This window comes from Neorhizobium sp. P1_A6, assembly GCF_056406795.1.
In genome coordinates this window covers 116,854-136,056 of sequence record NZ_JBFTZM010000006.1, presented here as the reverse complement: position 1 = coordinate 136,056, position 19,203 = coordinate 116,854, and the positions used below count along the sequence as shown (strand labels likewise).

The following is a 19,203-nucleotide window of genomic DNA, read 5'->3' as shown; positions in this document are numbered from 1 at the left end:
CTGAGGGATGCGGGCAGCGCGCGAATGCCTGCCCGCATCCCGACTAGTTGAACAGGATCGAATCACCATGTTCCAGAACAGGGCTGAAGCGCTGGCACTTGCGCTGCCGGCCGCGATCTTCGCGGCGGCGGTGTTTCTCGTGCCTGTCGTGATCCTGCTATCGGATGGATTTCGCATGCCGACCGGCGGCTGGACGATTTCCGCCTATACGGACTTCTTCTCCAATTCGCTGAACCAGACAGTCTTCCTGCGCACGCTTCGGCTCGGCGCCCTCGTTACCATCGCCTCGGCCGTGATCGGTTATGCGGTGGCGTTCGCGATCGTCAGCCTGGAACCCGGCGCCAAAGGCAAGGTCACAGGCCTTGTGGTGCTGCCGCTGATGATCTCGCCGGTCGCCCGCACCTATGCCTGGATCGTCATCCTCGGCCGCACCGGCATCGTCAACCAGGCTTTCCAGGCGCTCGGCATCACCGAGGCGCCGCTGCGCATCCTGTTCTCGGAGACGGCCATCTTCATCGGCCTCTTACAGCTCTTCCTGCCGCTGATGATCATCTCGCTGATCTCCGCGCTCGAAAACATGCCCAAGGATGCCATTCCGGCGGCGCGCGTACTCGGCGCCAACTGGTTCCAAGTGTTCTGGAAGGTCGTGCTGCCGCTCACCAAGGAAGGCCTGGTCATCGGCGGCACGCTGGTCTTCACCGGCTCGCTGACCGCCTATATCACCCCTGCCATCCTCGGCGGTTCCAAGGTGCTGATGCTCGAAACGCTGCTCTACCAGCAGGTTGCGGTCTCCAACAATTTCGTCGCCGCAAGCGTCATCGCCTTCATCCTGATCGTCATGAGCTTTGCCGCCAACATCCTTCTCAAGCGGGTCGCCACGGCGCGCAACAAGCAGAGGAGCCAGGCATGACGCTGCGGAGCCTCTTCATCCCGATCACGCTCCTCCTGGTGATCGCCTTCCTGATCGGCCCGTTCCTGATCATCGTCGCGGCATCCTTCTCGGCCGGCGAAACCCTTGCCTTTCCGCCGCAAGGCTTTTCGCTGCGCTGGATCGCCAAGGTCTTCACGGTCGAAAGTTTCCGCGCCTCGTTCGGCATGTCGCTGTTTCTGGCGATCGGCGGCACGGCGGTGGCGCTTGTCCTCGGTATTCCTGCCTCCTATGCGCTATCGCGCTACAAGCTGCCGGGAGCGGAGATCGTCCGCACCATCGTCTCGGCGCCGATCATCGTGCCGGGCATCATCGTCGGCCTGGCGCTGCTGCGCTACATCGTCGTGCCGTTCCAGGTCGGGATCACGCTGGCGCTGTTCCTCGCCCATACGGCGCTGGTCCTGCCCTACGCGGTGCGCGTCGTCTCGGCCAGCCTCGACAACCTGCGCTCCGATATCGAGGAAGCGGCGGTTCTTCTCGGCTCCTCGCGGCTCGGGGCCTTCTTCCGGGTGGTGATGCCGAATATCCGCGGCGGCATCATGTCGGCCTTCATCCTCGGCTTCGTCACCAGCTTCAACCAGGTGCCGGTCTCGCTGTTCCTCTCGGGGCCAGGTGTGCGTACCCTGCCGGTCGACATGATCGCCTATATGGAAATCGTCTTCGATCCATCCGTCGCAGCGCTCTCGTCGCTGCTCGCCTTCCTCTCCATCGGCATCGTTTTCATTGCCGAACGTTTCCTGGGGTTCTCCCGCTATGTCTGATGCGTCCTATCTCTCGCTCGAAAAGCTGACGCTCGCCTATGGCGATTCCGTCGCCGTCGCCAACCTCGATCTCGATATTCGCAAGGGCGAACTGATCGCGCTGCTCGGCCCTTCCGGCTGCGGCAAGACCACCACGATGCGGGCAATCGCCGGCCTACTTGCGGTCAAAAGCGGCCATGTCCGCCTCGACGGTGCCGACATCACCCGGGCGCCGGCCAACAAACGCGCCGTTGGCCTGATGTTCCAGTCCTATGCGCTCTTCCCGCATCTCTCGGTCTACGAGAACGTCGCCTTCGGGCTGAAGCTCAAGGGCATGCGGGGCACCGAACTCGACACCAAGGTCCAGTCCGGCCTCAAATCTGTCGGTCTGTCGGCCTTCGCCAACCGCAAGCCGGCCGAGCTTTCCGGCGGCCAGCAGCAGCGCGTGGCGCTCGCCCGTTCGATGGTGATGGAACCGAAGGTGCTGCTGCTCGACGAGCCGCTGTCGAACCTCGACGCTCGCCTGCGTCTGGAAATGCGCACCGAGCTGCAGCGCGTCCAGAAGGAGACCGGGGTGACGATGATCTTCGTCACCCACGACCAGGCCGAAGCTTTGGCGCTTGCCGACCGCATTGTGGTCATGAAGAGCGGTAAGATAGAGCAGATCGGTTCGCCGGAAGACATCTACAACCGCCCGACATCGTCCTTCGTTGCGGACTTCGTCGGGTTCGAAAACATTTTCCCGCTCGAAAATGGAAAGATGAAGACCAGTGCGGGTCTCATCGATCTCTCGGGTAAGGCCCCTTCAGCGGCGGGTCTTGCCTGGCGGCCGCGTATGGTGACCCTGGGGACAGGTCCTTTCCAGGGCACCGTGCGCGGTACTTCCTTTGCCGGCGACGCACGGGAATACCTGCTCGATACTTCCTTCGGCCCGATCAAGGCCGAGGTGGAGGCAAGCCAGCCGACGCATGCGCTGGGTGCCGGTCTTACCTTCGACCTGCCGGCCGAAAAGGCCGCGCCGCTGTCGCGATTCGTGTAGGATCTGCTGACATGGGTATCTGGATCGACACGGACATGGGTTTCGACGACATCGCTGCGATCATGGTCGCAGCGCATGCGGGGCTCGGCGTCGACGGCGTTTCGCTGGTCTTCGGCAACGCGCCCATCGAGCATGTCCGCCGTAATGCAGCCGGCGCAGCCTCCGCTTTCGTCTGGCCCTTCCCGGTCCATGCGGGACGCGCCGCACCGGTGCTCGCAAAAATGGAGACCGCGACCGGTATCCTGGGCCAGACCGGCATCCCGACCGCCGGCCGGGCCTTGCCCGAAGCACCGGATACGTTTCATGCCGATGCCTTCGAAGCACTCTGTTCCTGGCTCGAAAAAGGCAAAGGTGATGGTGAAGAGGGGGACGAACGCCGCATCATGGCGCTTGGACCGCTCACCAATATCGCGGCGGTGGCGCTCGCCCGGCCGGATCTTACAGCCAAAATCACCGATCTCACCTGGATGGGCGGCGGGGTCACCACCGGCAACCATACCGCATCCGCTGAGTTCAACGCCTTTGCCGATCCGGAAGCGCTGGCGATCGTGCTCACCCACAATATCCCGTTCCGGATGATCGATCTCGATCTCTGTCGCAAGGTGCTTTGCGCTCCCGACGACGTCGCTCCGATCCGGGCGGCCGGCGGGCGTAACGCGGAACTGGTCGCGGATCTTCTCTCCGGGTTCGTGGCGATCGCCACCAGCCGCGGCCGTCCGGCCATGGCGCTTTACGATGCGGTCGCCGCCGTCGCCTTCGTGTTTCCGGAACACGTCACCTGGCGCGAAGCGCGCATCGATGTCGAGCTTTCCGGCACGCTGACGCGCGGCCGCACCGTGGTCGAGACGCGCACCGGCCGGGGTGAATTCAACGCGGCCTATGGCGTCGATATCGACTTCGAAAAGGCGAGAGCCGTCATTCTTGAAACACTGCGGGCAGAGGCAAGCTGGTGAAGAGTATCATCTCGAGCGTACAGGAATTTACCGAACCGGGTTTACGTGATCGCGCCGTCACGGCGGCCCGCGGCGATGCCCCGTTCGATATCCTGATATCGAACGGCACGCTGGTCGACATGGTGACGGGCGAGCTGCGCCCGGCCGATATCGGCCTCGTCGGGCCGGTAATCGCCAGCGTCCATGAGACCGGCTCCCGTTCAGATGCGGCCGAGATCATCGACGCGACGGGTACGTTCATCTCGCCCGGTCTCATCGACACGCATATGCATATCGAAAGTTCGATGGTGACGCCGGCGACCTATGCAGGTGCGGTGCTGCCGCGCGGGGTGACGACTGTCGTCTGGGACCCGCACGAATTCGGCAATGTGCACGGCACCGAAGGTGTGGCCTGGGCACTAGAGGCGGTGAAGCCGCTGCCGCTGCGTGCCGTCGTGCTTGCACCCTCCTGCGTGCCGTCGGCGCCCGGGCTCGAAATGGCAGGCGCCGATTTCGACGCGGCGACGATCGAGGAAATGCTGTTCTGGCCGAAGATCGGTGGGCTTGCCGAGGTCATGAACATGCGCGGCGTCATCGACCGCGATCCGCGCATGAGCGGTATCGTGCAGGCGGCGCTGGTATCTGAAAAGCTGGTCTGCGGCCACGCCCGCGGCCTGGCTGGGCCGGATCTTGCCGCCTTCATGGCGGCGGGAATCACCTCCGACCACGAGCTTGTCTCCGCCGCTGACCTGATGGCCAAGCTGCGTGCGGGGCTGACGATCGAGATGCGCGGTTCGCACGATCACCTGCTGCCGGAATTCGTCGATGCGCTCAACGCGCTTGGCCGTCTGCCGCAGACGGTCACGCTCTGCACCGACGACGTGTTTCCGGACGATCTCGTAGAGGGCGGCGGCCTCGACGACGTGGTGCGCCGGCTGGTGCGTTACGGCATGAAACCGGAATGGGCGCTGCAGGCGGCGACGCTCAATGCTTCCGTCCGCATCGGCCGCGCCGATCTCGGCCTGATCGCCGCCGGTCGCCGGGCGGATATCGTCCTCTTCGAGGATCTCACGGATTTCCGTGCCCGCCACGTCTTTGCCAGCGGCACGCTGATTGCGCGTGACGGCGTCATGACGGTCGAACTCCATTCGACCGACCCCTGTATTCTGCAGGATTCGGTGAAGCTGAAGCCGCTTCAGGCGGACGATTTCAAATTGCCCGCAAAGGGCCGCAAAGTCAGGCTCGCGACGATCGATCGTCCGCGCTTCACGAACTGGGGGCAGACGGATGCGGATGTCGTCGATGGTTACGTGGTACCCCCGGAGGGCACGACACTGATCGCCGTGACCCACCGCCACGGCCGGGCCGATAGCCGCACCCGTCTTGGGTTCCTGACAGGCTGGGGCACGTGGAAGGGCGCATTCGCCACCACGCTTGCCCATGACAGCCATAACCTCACCGTCTTCGGGTCCGACCCGGCCGACATGGCGGCCGCCGCCAATGCGGTGATCGAAGCCGGCGGCGGCATGGCGGCGGCAACCGGCGGCAAGGTCGAAGTCCTGTTGCCGCTGCCGCTTTCCGGTCTCGTCTCGGGGGCGCCGATGGCGGAGGTGGCCGAAGGTTTCCGGAAAATCCGCGCCGCCATGGATGGTCTCGTCGACTGGCAGCCGCCTTATCTCGTGTTCAAGGCCTGTTTCGGCGCGACCCTTGCCTGCAATCCCGGACCGCACCAGACGGATCGCGGCATTGCCGACGTCGCCACCGGCACGTTATTGGAATCGCCGATCCTCGAAATTCTCGAATAGGAAAAGCGAATGCAGCCGCATGATTTCTGGCAGGACGTCCATCCGGCAGGTTCGTTCGATCGGGCAGGACCGTTTTCTGGCTTCTTCCCGGCAACGCTCGATGACGGCAGCCAGATCAGGCTGCCGATCCGGCCGCTTGCAGACGGGGAGCATGCGCTCGCCTCCCTGATCATCAACCAGGCGAGTTTCGATGTGCAGGACGCGCTTGCCGCTGACCTTGCGCCGAAGATCGCGGCCTTTCGCCCGGAAGTCATCGTCGGCCTGCCGACTTTGGGCCTGACGCTTGCCGCTGCCGTCGCCCGCGCGCTCGGCCACCTGCGCTACGTGCCGCTCGGGACCTCGCGAAAATTCTGGTACGACGAAAACCTGTCGGTGCCGCTTTCCTCGATCACTACACCCGAACAGCAGAAGCGCCTCTATGTCGATCCACGGATGCTGCCGCTGATCAAGGGCAGGCGCGTGGCGCTGATCGACGACGTGATTTCCAGCGGCACCTCGATCGTCTCCGGGCTGACGCTGATGGCCTCGCTCGGCATCGAGCCGGTGGTCATCGGTGCGGCCATGCTGCAATCGGAGCGATGGCACGACAAGCTCGACGCGTTCGGCGCAGAATGGCGGCCGCGTGTGACAAGCGTTTTCAGGACCCCGCTGCTGAAGAAGGCGGGCGAGTGGAGCTGGACGGCCTGACGCGTTTTCCGGCTTGCGAAAGAGGAGCGGCTGGCTAGGATCGGCGCATTGCTCACCTTGGAACTTTCACAAGAAAATCGGGAATAGACTTCATGGAACTGGTGTTCGACGGCCATAACGACGTGCTCCTGCGGCTCTGGCGGAACATGAAGGCGGGTGGCAACCCGATTGCCGAATTTACAAACGGCACCCCGAACGGCCATATCGACGGGCCGCGTGCCAAGGCCGGCGGTCTCGCCGGCGGCCTCTGCGCCATCTATATCCCGTCCGGCGAACTGGTTCTGAAGGAACCCGATCAGCACGGTCACTACGTCACGCCGCTGTCCGTCCCGCTCGATCATCTCCCGTCGCTGACGACCGCGCTCGAAATGGCGTCGATCGCGCTTCGCCTCGACCGCGCCGGCGCCTGGCAGCTCTGCCGTTCGACCTCCGACATCCGCAAGGCGATGGACGCCGGCCGTTTCGCCGCCGTCATGCATATGGAAGGCTGCGAGGCGATCGATGCGGATCTCGACAATCTCGAAGTCTTCTACGCGACCGGCCTGCGTTCGCTTGGGCCCGTCTGGAGCCGCCACAACATCTTCGGCCACGGCGTGCCCTTCGCCTATCCGATGTCTCCCGACACCGGTCCGGGCCTCACGGATCACGGCTTCGAACTGGTCAAGGCCTGCAACACGCTCGGCATCCTGATCGATCTCGCCCACATCACCGAGAAGGGGTTCTGGGATGTCGCCAAGACTTCCCACCAGCCGCTGATCGCCAGCCATTCTAACGCGCATGCGCTGACGCCGGTCGCCCGCAACCTCACCGACAAACAGCTTGATGCCGTCAAGGAGAGCGGCGGCCTCGTCGGTCTCAACTACGCCGTGACCATGCTGCGCCGCGACGGGCGCGACAATGTTGCCACGCCGCTTTCGGACATGGTGCGCCATATCGACCACTTGGTGCAACGCATGGGCATCGATCACGTGGCGCTTGGATCTGACTTCGACGGCGCCTCGATTCCCGAAGAAATACATGATGCTGCGGGCAATCAAAATCTGGTTGCGGCGCTCAAGGGAGCGGGCTACGCTGACGCAGAGCTGAAAAAGCTATGCCGGGAAAACTGGCTCAGAGTTTTGGGGAAGGCCTGGCACGAATAGGCTTCTTTCCAAAGGTCCAACGAACAAAAACAGGGGAATGCAGAATCATGATCAATACACTCAACAAGCGGCTCCGCGTGTTGTCCACGAGCGCGGCGCTGTCGCTGATGCTGCTCGCCGCACCGCAGGCCTTCGCGGTGACGCCGAAGGACACTCTCGTCATCGGGCTTGCCTTCGACGACATCATCACGCTCGATCCGGGCCAGGCTTTCGAATTTTCGGCCGGCGAAGTTGGCGGCAATTCTTACGACCGCCTCGTCCGTCTCGACATCAACGACACGTCGAAGATCACTCCCGACCTCGCGGAAAGCTGGACCGTTTCCGACGACGGCCTGACCTATACGTTCAAGATCAAGTCGGGCCTGAAGTTTGCTTCGGGTAACCCGATCACCGCCGAAGACGTTGCTTATTCCTTCGAGCGCTCGGTCATGATCGACGGTCCGCCGGCCTTCATCCTTAACCAGTTCGGCCTGAAGAAGGATACCGTCAAGCAGAAGGCGGTTGCCAAGGACGCGAATACCTTCGTGCTCACCGTCGACCAGTCTTATGCGCCGTCCTTCGTGCTGAACTGCCTGACCGCGACCGTTGCCGCCGTTGTCGACAAGAAGGTCGTCATGGAGCACGTCAAGGATAACGACTACGGCAATGCCTGGCTGAAGACCAATTTCGCCGGCTCCGGCCCGTATAAGGTTCGCGAATGGCGCGCCAACGAAGTCGTAGTCATGGAGCGCAATGATAATTACTGGGGTGAGAAAGCCAAGCTCGCCCGGGTCATCTATCGTCACATGAAGGAAAGTGCGGCCCAACGCCTGGCGCTTGAGAACAACGACATCGACGTCGCCCGCAATCTCGAGCCGAACGATATCGACGCCGTCACCAAGAAGGGCACGACGGTCACCAGCGCCCCGAAGGGTTCGGTCTTCTATTTCAGCCTCAACCAGAAGAACCCGAACCTCAAGAAGCCTGAAGTCGTCGAAGCGATGAAATATCTCGTCGACTACGACGCGATCGGCGCGACGCTGATCAAGGGCGTCGGGGAGATCCACCAGACCTTCCTGCCGAAGGGCATTCTCGGTTCGATCGACGACAAGCCCTACAAGCTCGACGTCGCCAAGGCCAAGGAACTGCTCGCCAAGGCAGGCCTGAAGGATGGCTTCACGGTCACCATGGACGTGCGCAACACGCAGCCCACCACCGGTATCGCTGAGTCCATCCAACAGACCTTCGCCCAGGCCGGCATCAAGATGGAAATCATTCCCGGCGACGGCAAGCAGACGCTGACCAAGTATCGCGCCCGCACCCACGACATCTATATCGGCCTGTGGGGCGTCGACTATTGGGATCCGAATTCCAATGCCGAGACCTTCACGTCGAACCCGAACAATGCTGACGATGGTACCTCGAAGACGCTCGCATGGCGCAACGCCTGGGATATTCCGGAACTGACCAAGGAGACCAAATCGGGCTTCGTGGAACGTGATTCCGCCAAGCGTGCGGCAATCTATGCGGACCTGCAGAAGAAGGTGCTGGCAAGCGGGCCGTTCGTGCTCGTCTACCAGCAGACGGAAGTCGCCGGCGTCGGCAAGGGTGTGAAGAACTTCAAGCTCGGCCCGACATTCGATACCAACTACGTGTTCTCGGTTTCCAAGGATTAAGCCTGAGAGGCCAGTTCCTTGACCTTACCCGAAACATCCGTGGCGACACGGCGCAATAGGCGCCGTGCATCGTCTGCCCTGGCCTCCGTCCTGCGTTTCGTGGTGACGGTGGTCACCACCATATTCGGCCTCCTGGTCGTCACCTTCTTCATCGGCCGGGTCATCCCCATCGACCCGGTGTTGGCGATCGTCGGCGACCGGGCGCCCGCCCATCTCGTCGAGCGGACCCGGATCGAGTTGGGGCTCAACCTGCCGCTCTACCAACAGTTTGTCATCTATACAAAACAGGCGCTTTCCGGGAATCTCGGCACCTCGGTGCTGACCAGCAATCCAGTGCTCGAAGATATCAAGCGAGTTTTCCCTGCCACCATGGAGCTTGCGACGATCGGTACGCTGATCGGTGCGATCCTCGGCATTCCGCTCGGTGTCCTGGCGGCTGTCCGGCGCGGCAGCATCGCGGACCAGATCGTCCGTGTCATCGGCCTGATCGGTTATTCAGTGCCGATCTTCTGGCTGGGTCTTCTGTCGCTCTTGCTCTTTTACGCGCAGCTCAGATGGGCGGCTTTCCCGGGCCGCGTCGACATCGTCTACGAATACAGTTTTACGCCGCAGACAGGCTTCTACCTTCTCGATGCTGCCATGCAGGGCCAGTGGGAGGTGGTGTGGGACCTGTTCCGGCATATCGCGCTGCCCGGGGCGCTGCTCGGCTATTTCTCGCTCGCCTATATCAGCCGCATGACCCGCTCCTTCATGCTGAACGAACTCAGCCAGGAATATGTGGTGGCAGCGCGGGCGAAGGGTCTGTCGGAAACCCGGATCATCTGGTTCCACGCGCTGCGCAATGCCGCGGTGCCGCTGGTGACGGTGATTGCGCTGTCCTACGCAAACCTGCTCGAAGGCTCGGTGCTGACCGAGACCATCTTCTCATGGCCGGGGCTTGGCCTCTACATCACCAACTCGCTGCAGAATGCCGACATGAATGCGGTGCTCGGCGGTACGCTGGTGATCGGTTCGGTCTTCGTTGGCATCAACATTTTCTCCGATCTTCTCTATCGGACTTTGGACCCGAGGACGCGTAGCCGATGAGTGCCACCGGAACCTCTCTTAAACCCTATAGCCGCGAATGGCTGCTCTCCGACCGGCCGATATCGCGCAAGCAGGCGCGTTTCGGCCGGGCATACATCGTCTGGCGCCGGTTTGCCGAAAACCGGCTGGCGCTGGTCGGGCTGGCCATTATCCTGGTGCTTATATTTGTTGCCGCATTGGCGGGCGTTCTGGCCCCGCACAATCCCGTTGTCGGCGACCTGCGCAATTCCCGCCTCTTGCCGCTCGGTTCGGCGGGTTATCTGCTCGGCACCGACGACCAGGGCCGCGATATCCTCTCGCGCCTCATCTACGGGTCGCGGCTGACGCTGCTGGTCGTCGTGCTGGTGGCGATCATCGCAGCCCCGATCGGGCTGATCGTCGGTACGGTCTCGGGTTATGCCGGCGGCTGGGTTGATGCGGTGCTGATGCGGATCACCGATATCTTCCTCGCTTTCCCGAAACTCGTGCTGGCGCTGGCGCTGGTGGCAGCCCTCGGTCCAGGCATCGAGAACGCCATTCTCGCGATCGCCGTCACCTCCTGGCCGCCCTATGCCCGCATCGCACGGGCAGAAACGATGACCTTCCGCAATTCGGAATTCATCTCGGCGGTGAAGCTGATGGGCGCTTCGCCCTTCCGCATCGTGCTGCGCCACGTCATGCCGCTCTGCGTCTCGTCGCTGATCGTGCGCGTCACGCTCGACATGGCCGGCATTATCCTCACCGCCGCAGGCCTCGGCTTCCTCGGTCTCGGCGCCCAGCCGCCGCTTCCCGAATGGGGCGCGATGATTGCCTCGGGCCGCCGCTTCATCCTCGATCAATGGTGGGTCGCCGCCATGCCGGGTTTTGCTATCCTGATCGTCAGCCTCGGCTTCAACCTGCTCGGCGACGGCCTGCGCGATGCGCTCGATCCGAAGGAGGCAGGCCAATGACGGTGTCAGTCAAGCCGCTCCTGACGGTCGAGGATCTGCGTGTCACCTTCCCGACCCGTACCGGCGACGTGCAGGCGGTGCGCGGCGTGTCCTTCGCGCTCGGCCGCGAACGGCTCGGCATCGTCGGCGAATCCGGCTCCGGCAAGTCGCAGACCGGGCGCGCGATCATGGGCCTGACCCCCGGTCACGCCAGGATCAGCGCACGAAAGCTGGCTTTCGGCGACCGGGATCTCCTGACCATGCCGGCCCGCGAGCGGCGCGACCTGCGCGGCAAAAAGGTGGCGATGATCCTGCAGGATCCGAAATATTCGCTGAACCCGGTAATGACCATCGGCCGGCAGATCGTCGAAACGCTGAAGACGCATGAAAAGATCTCGAACTCGGCGGCCAAGGCGCGGGCGCTCGCCATGCTGGAGGCGGTACAGATCAGCGATCCGAAGCGAGTTTTCTCGCTCTATCCGCACGAGGTTTCCGGCGGCATGGGCCAGCGGGCGATGATCGCCATGATGCTGGTCTGCGGTCCGGAACTGCTGATCGCCGACGAGCCGACATCGGCGCTCGACGTCACCGTGCAACTCGAAGTGCTGGATATCCTCGACAAGCTCGTGGCCGACCGGGGCATGGGGCTGATCTTTATCTCCCATGATCTGAGGCTCGTCTCTTCCTTCTGCGACCGCGTCATCGTCCTGTATGCCGGCCGGATCGTCGAGGAACTGCCGGCTGCCAATCTCGCCGATGCGCAGCATCCCTATACGCGCGGGCTCTTGAACTGCCTGCCGACCATCGGTTCCGACCGGCATCCGCTGCCCGTGCTCGACCGCAAGCCGGAGTGGGCGTTATGACATCGGCTCTCTCCATCCGCGACATGGTCGTCACATATGATGAGTTTGCGGCACTCGATCATGTGAACTTCGATATCGGCACCGGCGAATCCTTCGGCATCGTCGGCGAATCCGGTTCCGGTAAATCGACGCTTTTGCGTGCAGTCTCGGGTCTTGCGTCGTTCGACCAGGGCACGCTCAGCGTCAACGGCCGCCCCTATTCCGGCCGCAGGCGTGACAAGGAATTCTACCGCACCGTCCAGATGGTGTTCCAGGACCCTTATGGCTCGTTGCACCCGCGCCAGACGGTCGACCGGCTGCTGCTGGAACCGCTGGTCATCCACGGTTTCACCGATATCGAGACGCGCATCAACCGGGCGCTGGACGAGGTGGGTCTCGGGTCGGGCTTCCGGTTCCGTTATTCGCATCAGCTTTCCGGCGGCCAGCGGCAGCGCATCGCGATCGCCCGGGCGCTGATCCTGGAGCCGAAGATCCTGCTGCTCGATGAGCCGACCTCGGCGCTGGATGCCTCGATCCAGGCGGAAATCCTCAATCTGCTCGAACAGGCGCGCCGCGACCGCAACCTCACATTCGTGATGGTCAGCCACGATCTCGGCGTCATCAGCCATATGTGCGAGCGGCTGGCGGTGATGAAAAATGGCAAGGTGGTCGAGACGGTGCCGCGGAAAGCGCTGGAAAACCGCGAGTTTTCAGCCGATTATACCCGCCAGCTGCTCGTCGCCAGCGAAGGTTTTCGCCGCGGCTGACGAGTGTCTCGATTTTATCTATGTCACTATCTCGGAACCGCTCCCCGCTTTCGGGCGACATGTTTCAGCCGGCAGGATCGCATGCAGCTTCGGGCGCTTATGTATTTCGACGAACTGGTCCGCACCAATTCGATGCGGGCGGCGGCCGAGAACCTGAATGTGGCGGCCACCGCCGTCTCCCGCCAGATCGAAAACCTCGAGCACTATTTCGGCACACCGCTCGTCGAGCGCAGCAATCGCGGCATCAAGCTGACTGCCGCTGGCGAACTGCTGGCGGCGCGGGCAGGGCGGACGCTGCGCGAACTCGAACATGTCCACCAGCTGATCGACGACCTGCAGGGCCTGCAGCGCGGCAAGGTAGTGATCTATGCGAACGGCGCGACGGTTGCCAACCTGATCGCGCCGGTGCTTGCGGAATTCAGCCTGCGCTACCCGAAGCTGCGGTTCGAGGTGGCGATCACCAGTGCGCGCGAGGCAGTCGAGGCGCTCGCCGGCGCCGAGGCCGATCTGGTGGTGACGCTGTTTGCACCAAAGATATCCGGGGTGAAGGTGCGGCTGCGCTCCGAGATCACCTATGACGTCATCATGGCCGCCGACCATCCGTCCGCCGGTGCCAGGGAACTGACATTGCGCGATCTCGTCCACATGCCGCTCGCTCTTCCCGACAAGAATTTCGGCGCGCGACAGGCCTTTGAGGAACTGTTCGCCAAGGACGGGCTGGAGCTCGATCCGGTCTTCGTCACCGGTTCCCTGGAAATGCTGAAGGAACTGGTGTTGCGCCGCGCGGCGGTCACACTGCTGCCGGCGCTTGCGGTGCAGCGCGAAATCGATGCCGGCCAGCTTGCGGCGGTGCCGATCGCCGCCGGCAAGGCGGTGCGCACGCCGATCGATCTCTGCGTCGCGCCGGACCGTCAGCTCTCGTTCGCGGCGAGCAAGCTCGTCGATTTCATCGAGCGCTTCATGCGCGGCGCCGATACGCGCAAATCGACGCTCAAGAGGGCAAGCGCCTAATTGCTTCCTGTGTAGCGTTTTCGGCTACACAGAGAACACAAAATTCTGCATTGTGTGTGCACCTGCGAAATGACACACTTTTGGCAATCGACGATCCCGCAGGTGCCGATCAGGCGGGTCTCGTTCCAAAAAGGGGATGACGGATGGGCAGGATGACGTTTCTGGGCTCTGCGACCATATTGAAGAGTGCAGCTTTTGGCCTTGCGATGAGCGCGGGCCTGCTTCTGGGCCAGACAGGCGCCAAGGCGGCGGCAAAGACCGCGATCACAGTCGGCATGGCGATCGAGCCGGCCGGGCTCGACCCGACGGTCGCAGCACCCGTCGCGATCGGCCAGGTGACCTGGCAGAACATTTTTGAAGGGCTGACGACCATCGACAAGGATGGCAAGATCAAGCCGCAGCTTGCCGAAAGCTGGCAGATCTCGCAGGATGGCTTGACCTATACGTTCAAACTCCGCCAGGGCGTCAAGTTCCATAACGGCGTCGCATTCGACAGTTCGGTTGCCAAGTTCTCCATCGATCGCGCTCGCGGCGCAGACTCGGTCAATCCCCAGAAGCGCTATTTCGCCTCGATCGACACGGTCGAAACACCCGATGCGGCGACGCTGGTGCTGAAGCTCAAGCAGCCGGCTGGCAGCCTGCTTTACTGGCTCGGCTGGCCGTCCTCGACGATCGTCGAACCGAAATCGGCCGCCGACAACAAAACCACCCCGATCGGCACCGGCCCGTTCAAGTTCGTCAGCTGGTCGAAAGGCTCCAAGGTCGATCTCGCCCGGAATGCCGACTACTGGAACAAGGCCGTCTCCCTGAAGCTCGATACCGCAGCCTTCCGTTTCATCAGCGATCCGCAAGCCCAGGCCGCGGCGCTGAAGGCCGGCGACGTCGATGCCTTTCCGGAATTCGGGGCGCCCGAACTGATCAAGTCCTTCGAGGGCGACAAGCGGCTGACGACCGTCATCGGCAATACCGAGCTCAAGGTCGTCGCCGGCATGAACAACACCCGCAAGCCGTTCAGCGACAAAAAGGTACGTCAGGCTCTGATGATGGCGGTCGACCGCGCCACCGTCGTCGAAGGCGCCTGGTCCGGTTTCGGCACGCCGATCGGCAGCCACTACACGCCGAACGACCGCGGCTACAAGGACCTGACCGGCGTCTATCCCTATGATGCGGCCAAGGCGAAGGCGCTGCTTGCCGAGGCCGGCTTCCCGAACGGCTTCACCTTCACCATCAAGGCGCCGCAGATGGCCTATGCGCAGCGCACCTCGCAGGTGCTGCAGGCGATGTTTGCGGAAATCGGCGTGACGATGAACATTGAGACCACCGAATTCCCGGCGAAATGGGTGGCCGACGTGCTGAAAGCCGCCGATTACGACATGACCATCGTCGCCCATGCGGAGCCGATGGACATCGACATTTATTCCCGCGATCCCTACTACTTCAACTACAAGAACCCGGCTTTCAACGACGTGCTGAAAAAGGTCGAGATGACCTCCGACGCCGCCGGACAGGAAAAGCTCTACGGCGAGGCTCAGACCATCCTTGCCAGCGACGTGCCGGCGCTCTTCCTGTTCGTCATGCCGAAGCTCGGTGTATGGGACGGCAAGGTAAAGGGCCTGTGGGAAAACGAACCCATCCCTTCGAACGTCCTGACGGATGTTCATTGGGTAGAGTGAAGTTTCACGCGATGAATTGGAGTGTCGCGCGTGGGGCAGACCGATCTTCCCCCTTGAGGGGGAGATGCCCGGCAGGGCAGAGGGGGGTATCCCTGCGCACTCTTCTACCACCGCATTTGCCGCACCGTCGCCACCCCCCTCTGTCACCTTCGGTGACATCTCCCCCTCAAGGGGGGAGATCAACGGGAGCTCGCGGCACCGGCATGGAGACCCATTCATGATCTCCATCCTCATCCGCCGTATTCTCAGCCTTGCCGTGACGCTGCTCATCGTCTCGCTGCTGATCTTCACCGTCATGGACCTGCTGCCCGGCGATCCGGCGGCGATCATGCTGGGTACCTCGGCGAGCCCGGAAACGCTTGCCGCACTCCAGAAACAGCTGGGTCTCGACCAGCCGCTCCCCGTGCGTTACCTCGCCTGGCTCGGCGGCGTCTTCCGGGGCGATCTCGGGCAGTCCTATACCTATGGCGTGCCGGTCGCGGGGCTGATTGGCGAGCGGCTTATCGTCACCTTGCCGCTGGCGCTGATCGCCATCGTGCTCTCGGTGGTGATCGCCATTCCACTCGGCGTTCAGGCAGCGCGAAAGCACAACGGGATCTTCGATTTCGTCGCCGGCCTGTTCTCCTATATCAGCATTGCGGTGCCGGCCTTCTGGGTTGGGCTGCTGCTGATCATCCTGTTCTCCACCATGCTCGGCTGGATGCCGGCGGGCGGGTTTCCCGGCTGGGACGCAGGGTTTCTTGGCGGCCTCAAGGCGCTCCTCCTGCCGGCCGTGGCGCTCGCCCTGCCGCAGGCCGGCGTGCTGACCCGCGTGGCGCGGGCCGCCGTTCTGGAGGTGATGAACGAGGATTTCGTGCGCACCGCCCGTGCCAAGGGCCTGAGCGAGGGCATCGCCATCTGGCGGCACGCCGTCCCAAACGCGCTGGTGCCGGTGTTCACCATGCTCGGCCTGCAATTCACCTTCCTGATCGCCGGCGCGGTTCTGGTCGAGAACGTCTTCAACCTGCCGGGGCTCGGGCGGCTTGCCTATCAGGCGCTCTCCCAGCGCGACATCATCGTCATGCAGGATGTCGTGCTGTTCTTCTCGGCCCTGGTGATCCTGATGAATTTCCTGGTCGATCTCGCCTATCTGGTGGTCGATCCGCGCCTGAGGGCCGGCGCGCAATGAGGAAACTGCTTCGCCGCCCCGTCTTCCTCATCGGGCTCGTCATCACGCTCGCGTTGTTTGCCGTAGCGCTGCTGTCGCTCGTCTGGACGCCGTTTCTGCCCACCAAGATGAACATCGTCCACAAACTCAAGGCACCACTCGATTTCGGTCCCCTCGGCACCGACCAGTTCGGCCGCGACGTCGCCTCCATGCTGATGGTCGGGGCGTGGAATTCGCTATCGACCTCGATCCTTGCCGTGCTGCTCGGCGCGAGTATCGGCACCGCGACCGGCGTCATCGTCGCCATGCGTCGCGGCTGGCTGGAACTCGCCGTGATGCGCGGCTGCGACATCGTCTTCGCCGTTCCGCCAATCCTCTCGGCGATGATGCTCGGCGCTTTCATAGGATCGGGCCGGTTCACGGCGATCATCGCCATCGGTGTGTTCATGGTGCCGGTCTTTGCGCGGCTCGCGCTCGGCGCTGCCCTGCAGATCTGGACGCGGGATTATGTTACCGCCGCCGTCAGCATGGGCCGCCCGAAAGCCAAGATCACGCTCGTCCATGTGCTGCCGAACATCTCCAACCAGATCATCGTGCAGGTGACGATCCAGCTCGGCCTGGCGATCCTGACGGAGGCCGGCCTCTCCTTTCTTGGTCTCGGCATGCCGCCGCCGACGCCCACCTGGGGCCGGATGCTGGCCGACGCGCAGACTTTCCTCGGCCAGGCGCCGTGGCTGGCGCTGATGCCGGGGCTTGCCATCGCGCTCGCCGTGCTCGGCCTCAACATGCTCGGCGACGGCCTGCGCGACCTCCTCGATCCCCGCGACAATTCCTGATTTCGAAACGAAGATATTGCGATGAATGACCTCCTGAAACTGACGATCCGCGAACTGCTCGACCTTTATTCGACTAGGAAGCTCTCGCCCTTGGAATACTGGCTGGCGGTCGAGGATCGCATCGCCGCCTTCGAGCCGCATGTGCAGGCGCTTTATCTCTACGATCCCGAGAGCGCACGGGCGCAGGCCGCAGCCTCCACCGATCGCTGGATGAAGGGCGCGAGGCTTGGAGCCCTCGACGGCATTCCGGTGACGCTGAAGGAGCTGATCGCCACCAAGGGGCAGCCGGTGCCGCTCGGCACGGCGGCCGTCGAACTGGTGCCTGCCGCCGAAGACGCACCGATCGCCGCGCGCATGAGGGAGGACGGCGCGGTGATTTTTTCCAAGACCACCTGCCCGGATTACGGCATGCTCTCCTCCGGCCTGTCGAGCTTCCATCACCTCAGCCGCAATCCTTGGGATCTCACCCAGAACCCGGGCGGATCGAGCGCCGGAGCGTCGGCCGCCGGTGCCGCCGGTTTCGGACCCCTGCATATCGGCACGGATATAGGTGGTTCGGTGCGGCTGCCGGCCGGCTGGACGGGGTTGTTCGGTTTCAAGCCGAGCCAGGGCCGTATCCCGGTCGATCCGTATTATGTCGGCCGCTGCGCGGGGCCGATGACCCGCACGGTCGAAGATGCGGCCTTTTCCATGGCGACGCTGTCGCGTCCGGACTGGCGCGACGGCACGTCGCTGCCGCCCAACGATTTCGACTGGCTTAATTTCGATATCGACGTGAAGGGCCTGAAGATCGGCCTGATGCTTGATGCCGGCATCGGCCTTGCAGTCGAGGACGAGATTCGCGATGCGGTCGTGGCCGCCGCCAAGCGCTTTGAGGATGCGGGAGCGATCATTATTCCGGTCGAACCGGTCATGAACCGCATCATGCTCGACGGGCTCGACAGTTTTTGGCGCTCGCGGTTCTGGGGCGATATCGAGAAAATGCCGGAAGAGCGCCGGGCGCTGATCCTGCCCTATATCTACCAATGGGCGGAAGGCGGCACTTACATTTCCGGCGTCGAAGCGGTGCGCGGCTTCAACCAGACGATCGAAATGCGCAAGGCCTGTGGAAGGCTGTTCACGACCGTCGACGCGGTGATCTCGCCGACCAATCCGATCGTCTCCTATCCGGCGGAGTGGGCCTCGCCGACCAATGATCCGGCTTTGCCCTTCGAACATATCGGTTTCACCGTACCGTGGAACATGTCGGAACAACCGGCCTCGTCGATCAATTGCGGCTTTTCGAAAACCGGCATGCCGATAGGCCTGCAGATCGTCGGCCCGCGCTATGACGACCTGCTGGTGCTGAAACTCTCCAGGGCCTTCGAGCAATGGAGCGGGGGCATTTCGGCCTGGCCGGAGCCGCCGGCCGCCTGACTCCTCTGAACCTTTCCGGCTATTTCCGCCTGGGTGCAACCGCGCCGGGGAACAATCGCGCTGTTGCTGCGTTCACCGGCGGCGACAGGAAGCGTGAAGCGGGTAGCGTGCGTCGCTCGCTCGGGAGACCGACCCCGTTCCACGTTTTCGACGCCGTTTGATTCCGCGCAAAGCCTTCCGCGGCTCGCGTCCTCTAAGGTTCGCAAAACAGGAGATCGATATGCCCGCAGCCAACCCCACGACCGACTTCACCCGCAATGGCACCGGCCAGAACTCGGCAACCAGCAAGGACGTCGAAGCCCAGATCCAGCAGCTCCGCGACGATATCGCTGCACTGACGCGCAGCATTGCTGCCGTGGGCAATGAGAAGGCCAGCGAATACAAGGGTAAGGCCCGCCGGGTCGCCAACGATGCCGCCGACGCTTCGATGCATATGGTGGAAGCCGCCCGCGATCAGGCTCTGTCGATGGAAAAGGAACTGGAACGCCAGATCCGCACAAACCCTATCCAGGCCGTCGCGATCGCCGCCGGCGTGGGATTTCTCTTCGCGCTGCTGACGCGTCGCTGACGATGACAGGACTTGGTCCAC

18 protein-coding genes are annotated in these 19,203 nt (G+C 63.1%); all 18 read left to right on the top strand.

The genetic code is table 11. The annotated features are described in order from the left end of the window. Positions 1 to 67: 67 nt before the first annotated feature. The 18 genes from AC1D3C_RS14355 to AC1D3C_RS14270 all read left to right on the top strand — a co-directional run bounded on the left by AC1D3C_RS14355 (position 68) and on the right by AC1D3C_RS14270 (position 19,182). A complete protein-coding gene (locus AC1D3C_RS14355; RefSeq protein ID WP_477483339.1) occupies positions 68 to 910 on the top strand; it encodes an ABC transporter permease in 843 nt (280 codons plus the stop codon). Further along, positions 907 to 1,689, top strand: coding sequence for an ABC transporter permease (locus AC1D3C_RS14350; protein WP_247138001.1), 783 nt, complete (start codon positions 907 to 909; stop codon positions 1,687 to 1,689). Before AC1D3C_RS14355 ends, AC1D3C_RS14350 begins: the two co-directional genes overlap by 4 nt. Then, entirely contained in the window at positions 1,682 to 2,707 is a 1,026-nt protein-coding gene (locus AC1D3C_RS14345; protein ID WP_477483338.1) for an ABC transporter ATP-binding protein, read from the top strand. The genes AC1D3C_RS14350 and AC1D3C_RS14345 overlap by 8 nt, the downstream gene beginning before the upstream one ends. Positions 2,708 to 2,718: 11 nt before the next feature. Continuing rightward, positions 2,719 to 3,660, top strand: a complete 942-nt coding sequence (locus tag AC1D3C_RS14340) for a nucleoside hydrolase (protein WP_477483337.1) — start codon at positions 2,719 to 2,721, stop codon at positions 3,658 to 3,660. After that, positions 3,657 to 5,444 carry an adenine deaminase gene (locus tag AC1D3C_RS14335; protein ID WP_477483336.1) on the top strand — a complete coding sequence of 596 codons (1,788 nt, stop codon included), beginning with the start codon at positions 3,657 to 3,659 and terminating at the stop codon, positions 5,442 to 5,444. Before AC1D3C_RS14340 ends, AC1D3C_RS14335 begins: the two co-directional genes overlap by 4 nt. A 9-nt stretch (positions 5,445 to 5,453) precedes the next feature. Beyond that, positions 5,454 to 6,131 carry a phosphoribosyltransferase gene (locus AC1D3C_RS14330; protein WP_477483335.1) on the top strand — a complete coding sequence of 226 codons (678 nt, stop codon included), beginning with the start codon at positions 5,454 to 5,456 and terminating at the stop codon, positions 6,129 to 6,131. A gap of 92 nt (positions 6,132 to 6,223) precedes the next feature. Continuing rightward, on the top strand, positions 6,224 to 7,273 hold the full coding sequence (locus AC1D3C_RS14325; RefSeq protein WP_477483334.1) for a dipeptidase: 1,050 nt from the start codon (positions 6,224 to 6,226) through the stop codon (positions 7,271 to 7,273). A 47-nt stretch (positions 7,274 to 7,320) separates the two neighbouring features. After that, positions 7,321 to 8,928 (top strand): ABC transporter substrate-binding protein, encoded by a 1,608-nt coding sequence (locus AC1D3C_RS14320; protein WP_477483333.1) that lies wholly within the window; start codon positions 7,321 to 7,323, stop codon positions 8,926 to 8,928. A 39-nt stretch (positions 8,929 to 8,967) separates the two neighbouring features. Further along, the gene (locus AC1D3C_RS14315; protein WP_437179060.1) at positions 8,968 to 10,014 is read left to right on the top strand and encodes an ABC transporter permease; all 1,047 of its coding nucleotides are present in this window, start codon (positions 8,968 to 8,970) and stop codon (positions 10,012 to 10,014) included. Beyond that, entirely contained in the window at positions 10,011 to 10,943 is a 933-nt protein-coding gene (locus AC1D3C_RS14310; RefSeq protein ID WP_477483332.1) for an ABC transporter permease, read from the top strand. The genes AC1D3C_RS14315 and AC1D3C_RS14310 overlap by 4 nt, the downstream gene beginning before the upstream one ends. After that, positions 10,940 to 11,785 (top strand): ABC transporter ATP-binding protein, encoded by an 846-nt coding sequence (locus AC1D3C_RS14305; RefSeq protein WP_477483331.1) that lies wholly within the window; start codon positions 10,940 to 10,942, stop codon positions 11,783 to 11,785. Before AC1D3C_RS14310 ends, AC1D3C_RS14305 begins: the two co-directional genes overlap by 4 nt. Continuing rightward, positions 11,782 to 12,531, top strand: a complete 750-nt coding sequence (locus tag AC1D3C_RS14300; RefSeq protein WP_038545525.1) for an ABC transporter ATP-binding protein — start codon at positions 11,782 to 11,784, stop codon at positions 12,529 to 12,531. Before AC1D3C_RS14305 ends, AC1D3C_RS14300 begins: the two co-directional genes overlap by 4 nt. 81 nt (positions 12,532 to 12,612) lie before the next feature. After that, complete coding sequence (locus AC1D3C_RS14295) at positions 12,613 to 13,542, top strand: LysR family transcriptional regulator (RefSeq protein ID WP_038545522.1); 930 nt, start codon at positions 12,613 to 12,615, stop codon at positions 13,540 to 13,542. A 152-nt stretch (positions 13,543 to 13,694) separates the two neighbouring features. Continuing rightward, positions 13,695 to 15,215, top strand: coding sequence for an ABC transporter substrate-binding protein (locus AC1D3C_RS14290; RefSeq protein ID WP_477483330.1), 1,521 nt, complete (start codon positions 13,695 to 13,697; stop codon positions 15,213 to 15,215). A gap of 217 nt (positions 15,216 to 15,432) precedes the next feature. Next, on the top strand, positions 15,433 to 16,383 hold the full coding sequence (locus tag AC1D3C_RS14285) for an ABC transporter permease (RefSeq protein WP_477483329.1): 951 nt from the start codon (positions 15,433 to 15,435) through the stop codon (positions 16,381 to 16,383). Then, positions 16,380 to 17,198, top strand: coding sequence for an ABC transporter permease (locus AC1D3C_RS14280; protein WP_477483328.1), 819 nt, complete (start codon positions 16,380 to 16,382; stop codon positions 17,196 to 17,198). The genes AC1D3C_RS14285 and AC1D3C_RS14280 overlap by 4 nt, the downstream gene beginning before the upstream one ends. A gap of 21 nt (positions 17,199 to 17,219) precedes the next feature. Next, a complete protein-coding gene (locus AC1D3C_RS14275) occupies positions 17,220 to 18,614 on the top strand; it encodes an amidase (RefSeq protein WP_477483327.1) in 1,395 nt (464 codons plus the stop codon). A gap of 220 nt (positions 18,615 to 18,834) precedes the next feature. Beyond that, positions 18,835 to 19,182 carry an ElaB/YgaM/YqjD family protein gene (locus tag AC1D3C_RS14270; RefSeq protein ID WP_477483326.1) on the top strand — a complete coding sequence of 116 codons (348 nt, stop codon included), beginning with the start codon at positions 18,835 to 18,837 and terminating at the stop codon, positions 19,180 to 19,182. Positions 19,183 to 19,203 lie beyond the last annotated feature (21 nt).

What these genes read in the sequence shown, in the direction of transcription:
- AC1D3C_RS14330 (WP_477483335.1), top strand. Translation starts at nt 5,454, where the DNA reads ATGCAGCCGCATGATTTCTGGCAGGACGTCCATCCGGCAGGTTCGTTC.
- AC1D3C_RS14350 (WP_247138001.1), top strand. Translation starts at nt 907, where the DNA reads ATGACGCTGCGGAGCCTCTTCATCCCGATCACGCTCCTCCTGGTGATC.
- AC1D3C_RS14280 (WP_477483328.1), top strand. Translation starts at nt 16,380, where the DNA reads ATGAGGAAACTGCTTCGCCGCCCCGTCTTCCTCATCGGGCTCGTCATC.
- AC1D3C_RS14290 (WP_477483330.1), top strand. Translation starts at nt 13,695, where the DNA reads ATGACGTTTCTGGGCTCTGCGACCATATTGAAGAGTGCAGCTTTTGGC.
- AC1D3C_RS14320 (WP_477483333.1), top strand. Translation starts at nt 7,321, where the DNA reads ATGATCAATACACTCAACAAGCGGCTCCGCGTGTTGTCCACGAGCGCG.
- AC1D3C_RS14340 (WP_477483337.1), top strand. Translation starts at nt 2,719, where the DNA reads ATGGGTATCTGGATCGACACGGACATGGGTTTCGACGACATCGCTGCG.
- AC1D3C_RS14275 (WP_477483327.1), top strand. Translation starts at nt 17,220, where the DNA reads ATGAATGACCTCCTGAAACTGACGATCCGCGAACTGCTCGACCTTTAT.
- AC1D3C_RS14295 (WP_038545522.1), top strand. Translation starts at nt 12,613, where the DNA reads ATGCAGCTTCGGGCGCTTATGTATTTCGACGAACTGGTCCGCACCAAT.
- AC1D3C_RS14285 (WP_477483329.1), top strand. Translation starts at nt 15,433, where the DNA reads ATGATCTCCATCCTCATCCGCCGTATTCTCAGCCTTGCCGTGACGCTG.
- AC1D3C_RS14325 (WP_477483334.1), top strand. Translation starts at nt 6,224, where the DNA reads ATGGAACTGGTGTTCGACGGCCATAACGACGTGCTCCTGCGGCTCTGG.
- AC1D3C_RS14300 (WP_038545525.1), top strand. Translation starts at nt 11,782, where the DNA reads ATGACATCGGCTCTCTCCATCCGCGACATGGTCGTCACATATGATGAG.
- AC1D3C_RS14310 (WP_477483332.1), top strand. Translation starts at nt 10,011, where the DNA reads ATGAGTGCCACCGGAACCTCTCTTAAACCCTATAGCCGCGAATGGCTG.
- AC1D3C_RS14355 (WP_477483339.1), top strand. Translation starts at nt 68, where the DNA reads ATGTTCCAGAACAGGGCTGAAGCGCTGGCACTTGCGCTGCCGGCCGCG.
- AC1D3C_RS14345 (WP_477483338.1), top strand. Translation starts at nt 1,682, where the DNA reads ATGTCTGATGCGTCCTATCTCTCGCTCGAAAAGCTGACGCTCGCCTAT.
- AC1D3C_RS14270 (WP_477483326.1), top strand. Translation starts at nt 18,835, where the DNA reads ATGCCCGCAGCCAACCCCACGACCGACTTCACCCGCAATGGCACCGGC.
- AC1D3C_RS14305 (WP_477483331.1), top strand. Translation starts at nt 10,940, where the DNA reads ATGACGGTGTCAGTCAAGCCGCTCCTGACGGTCGAGGATCTGCGTGTC.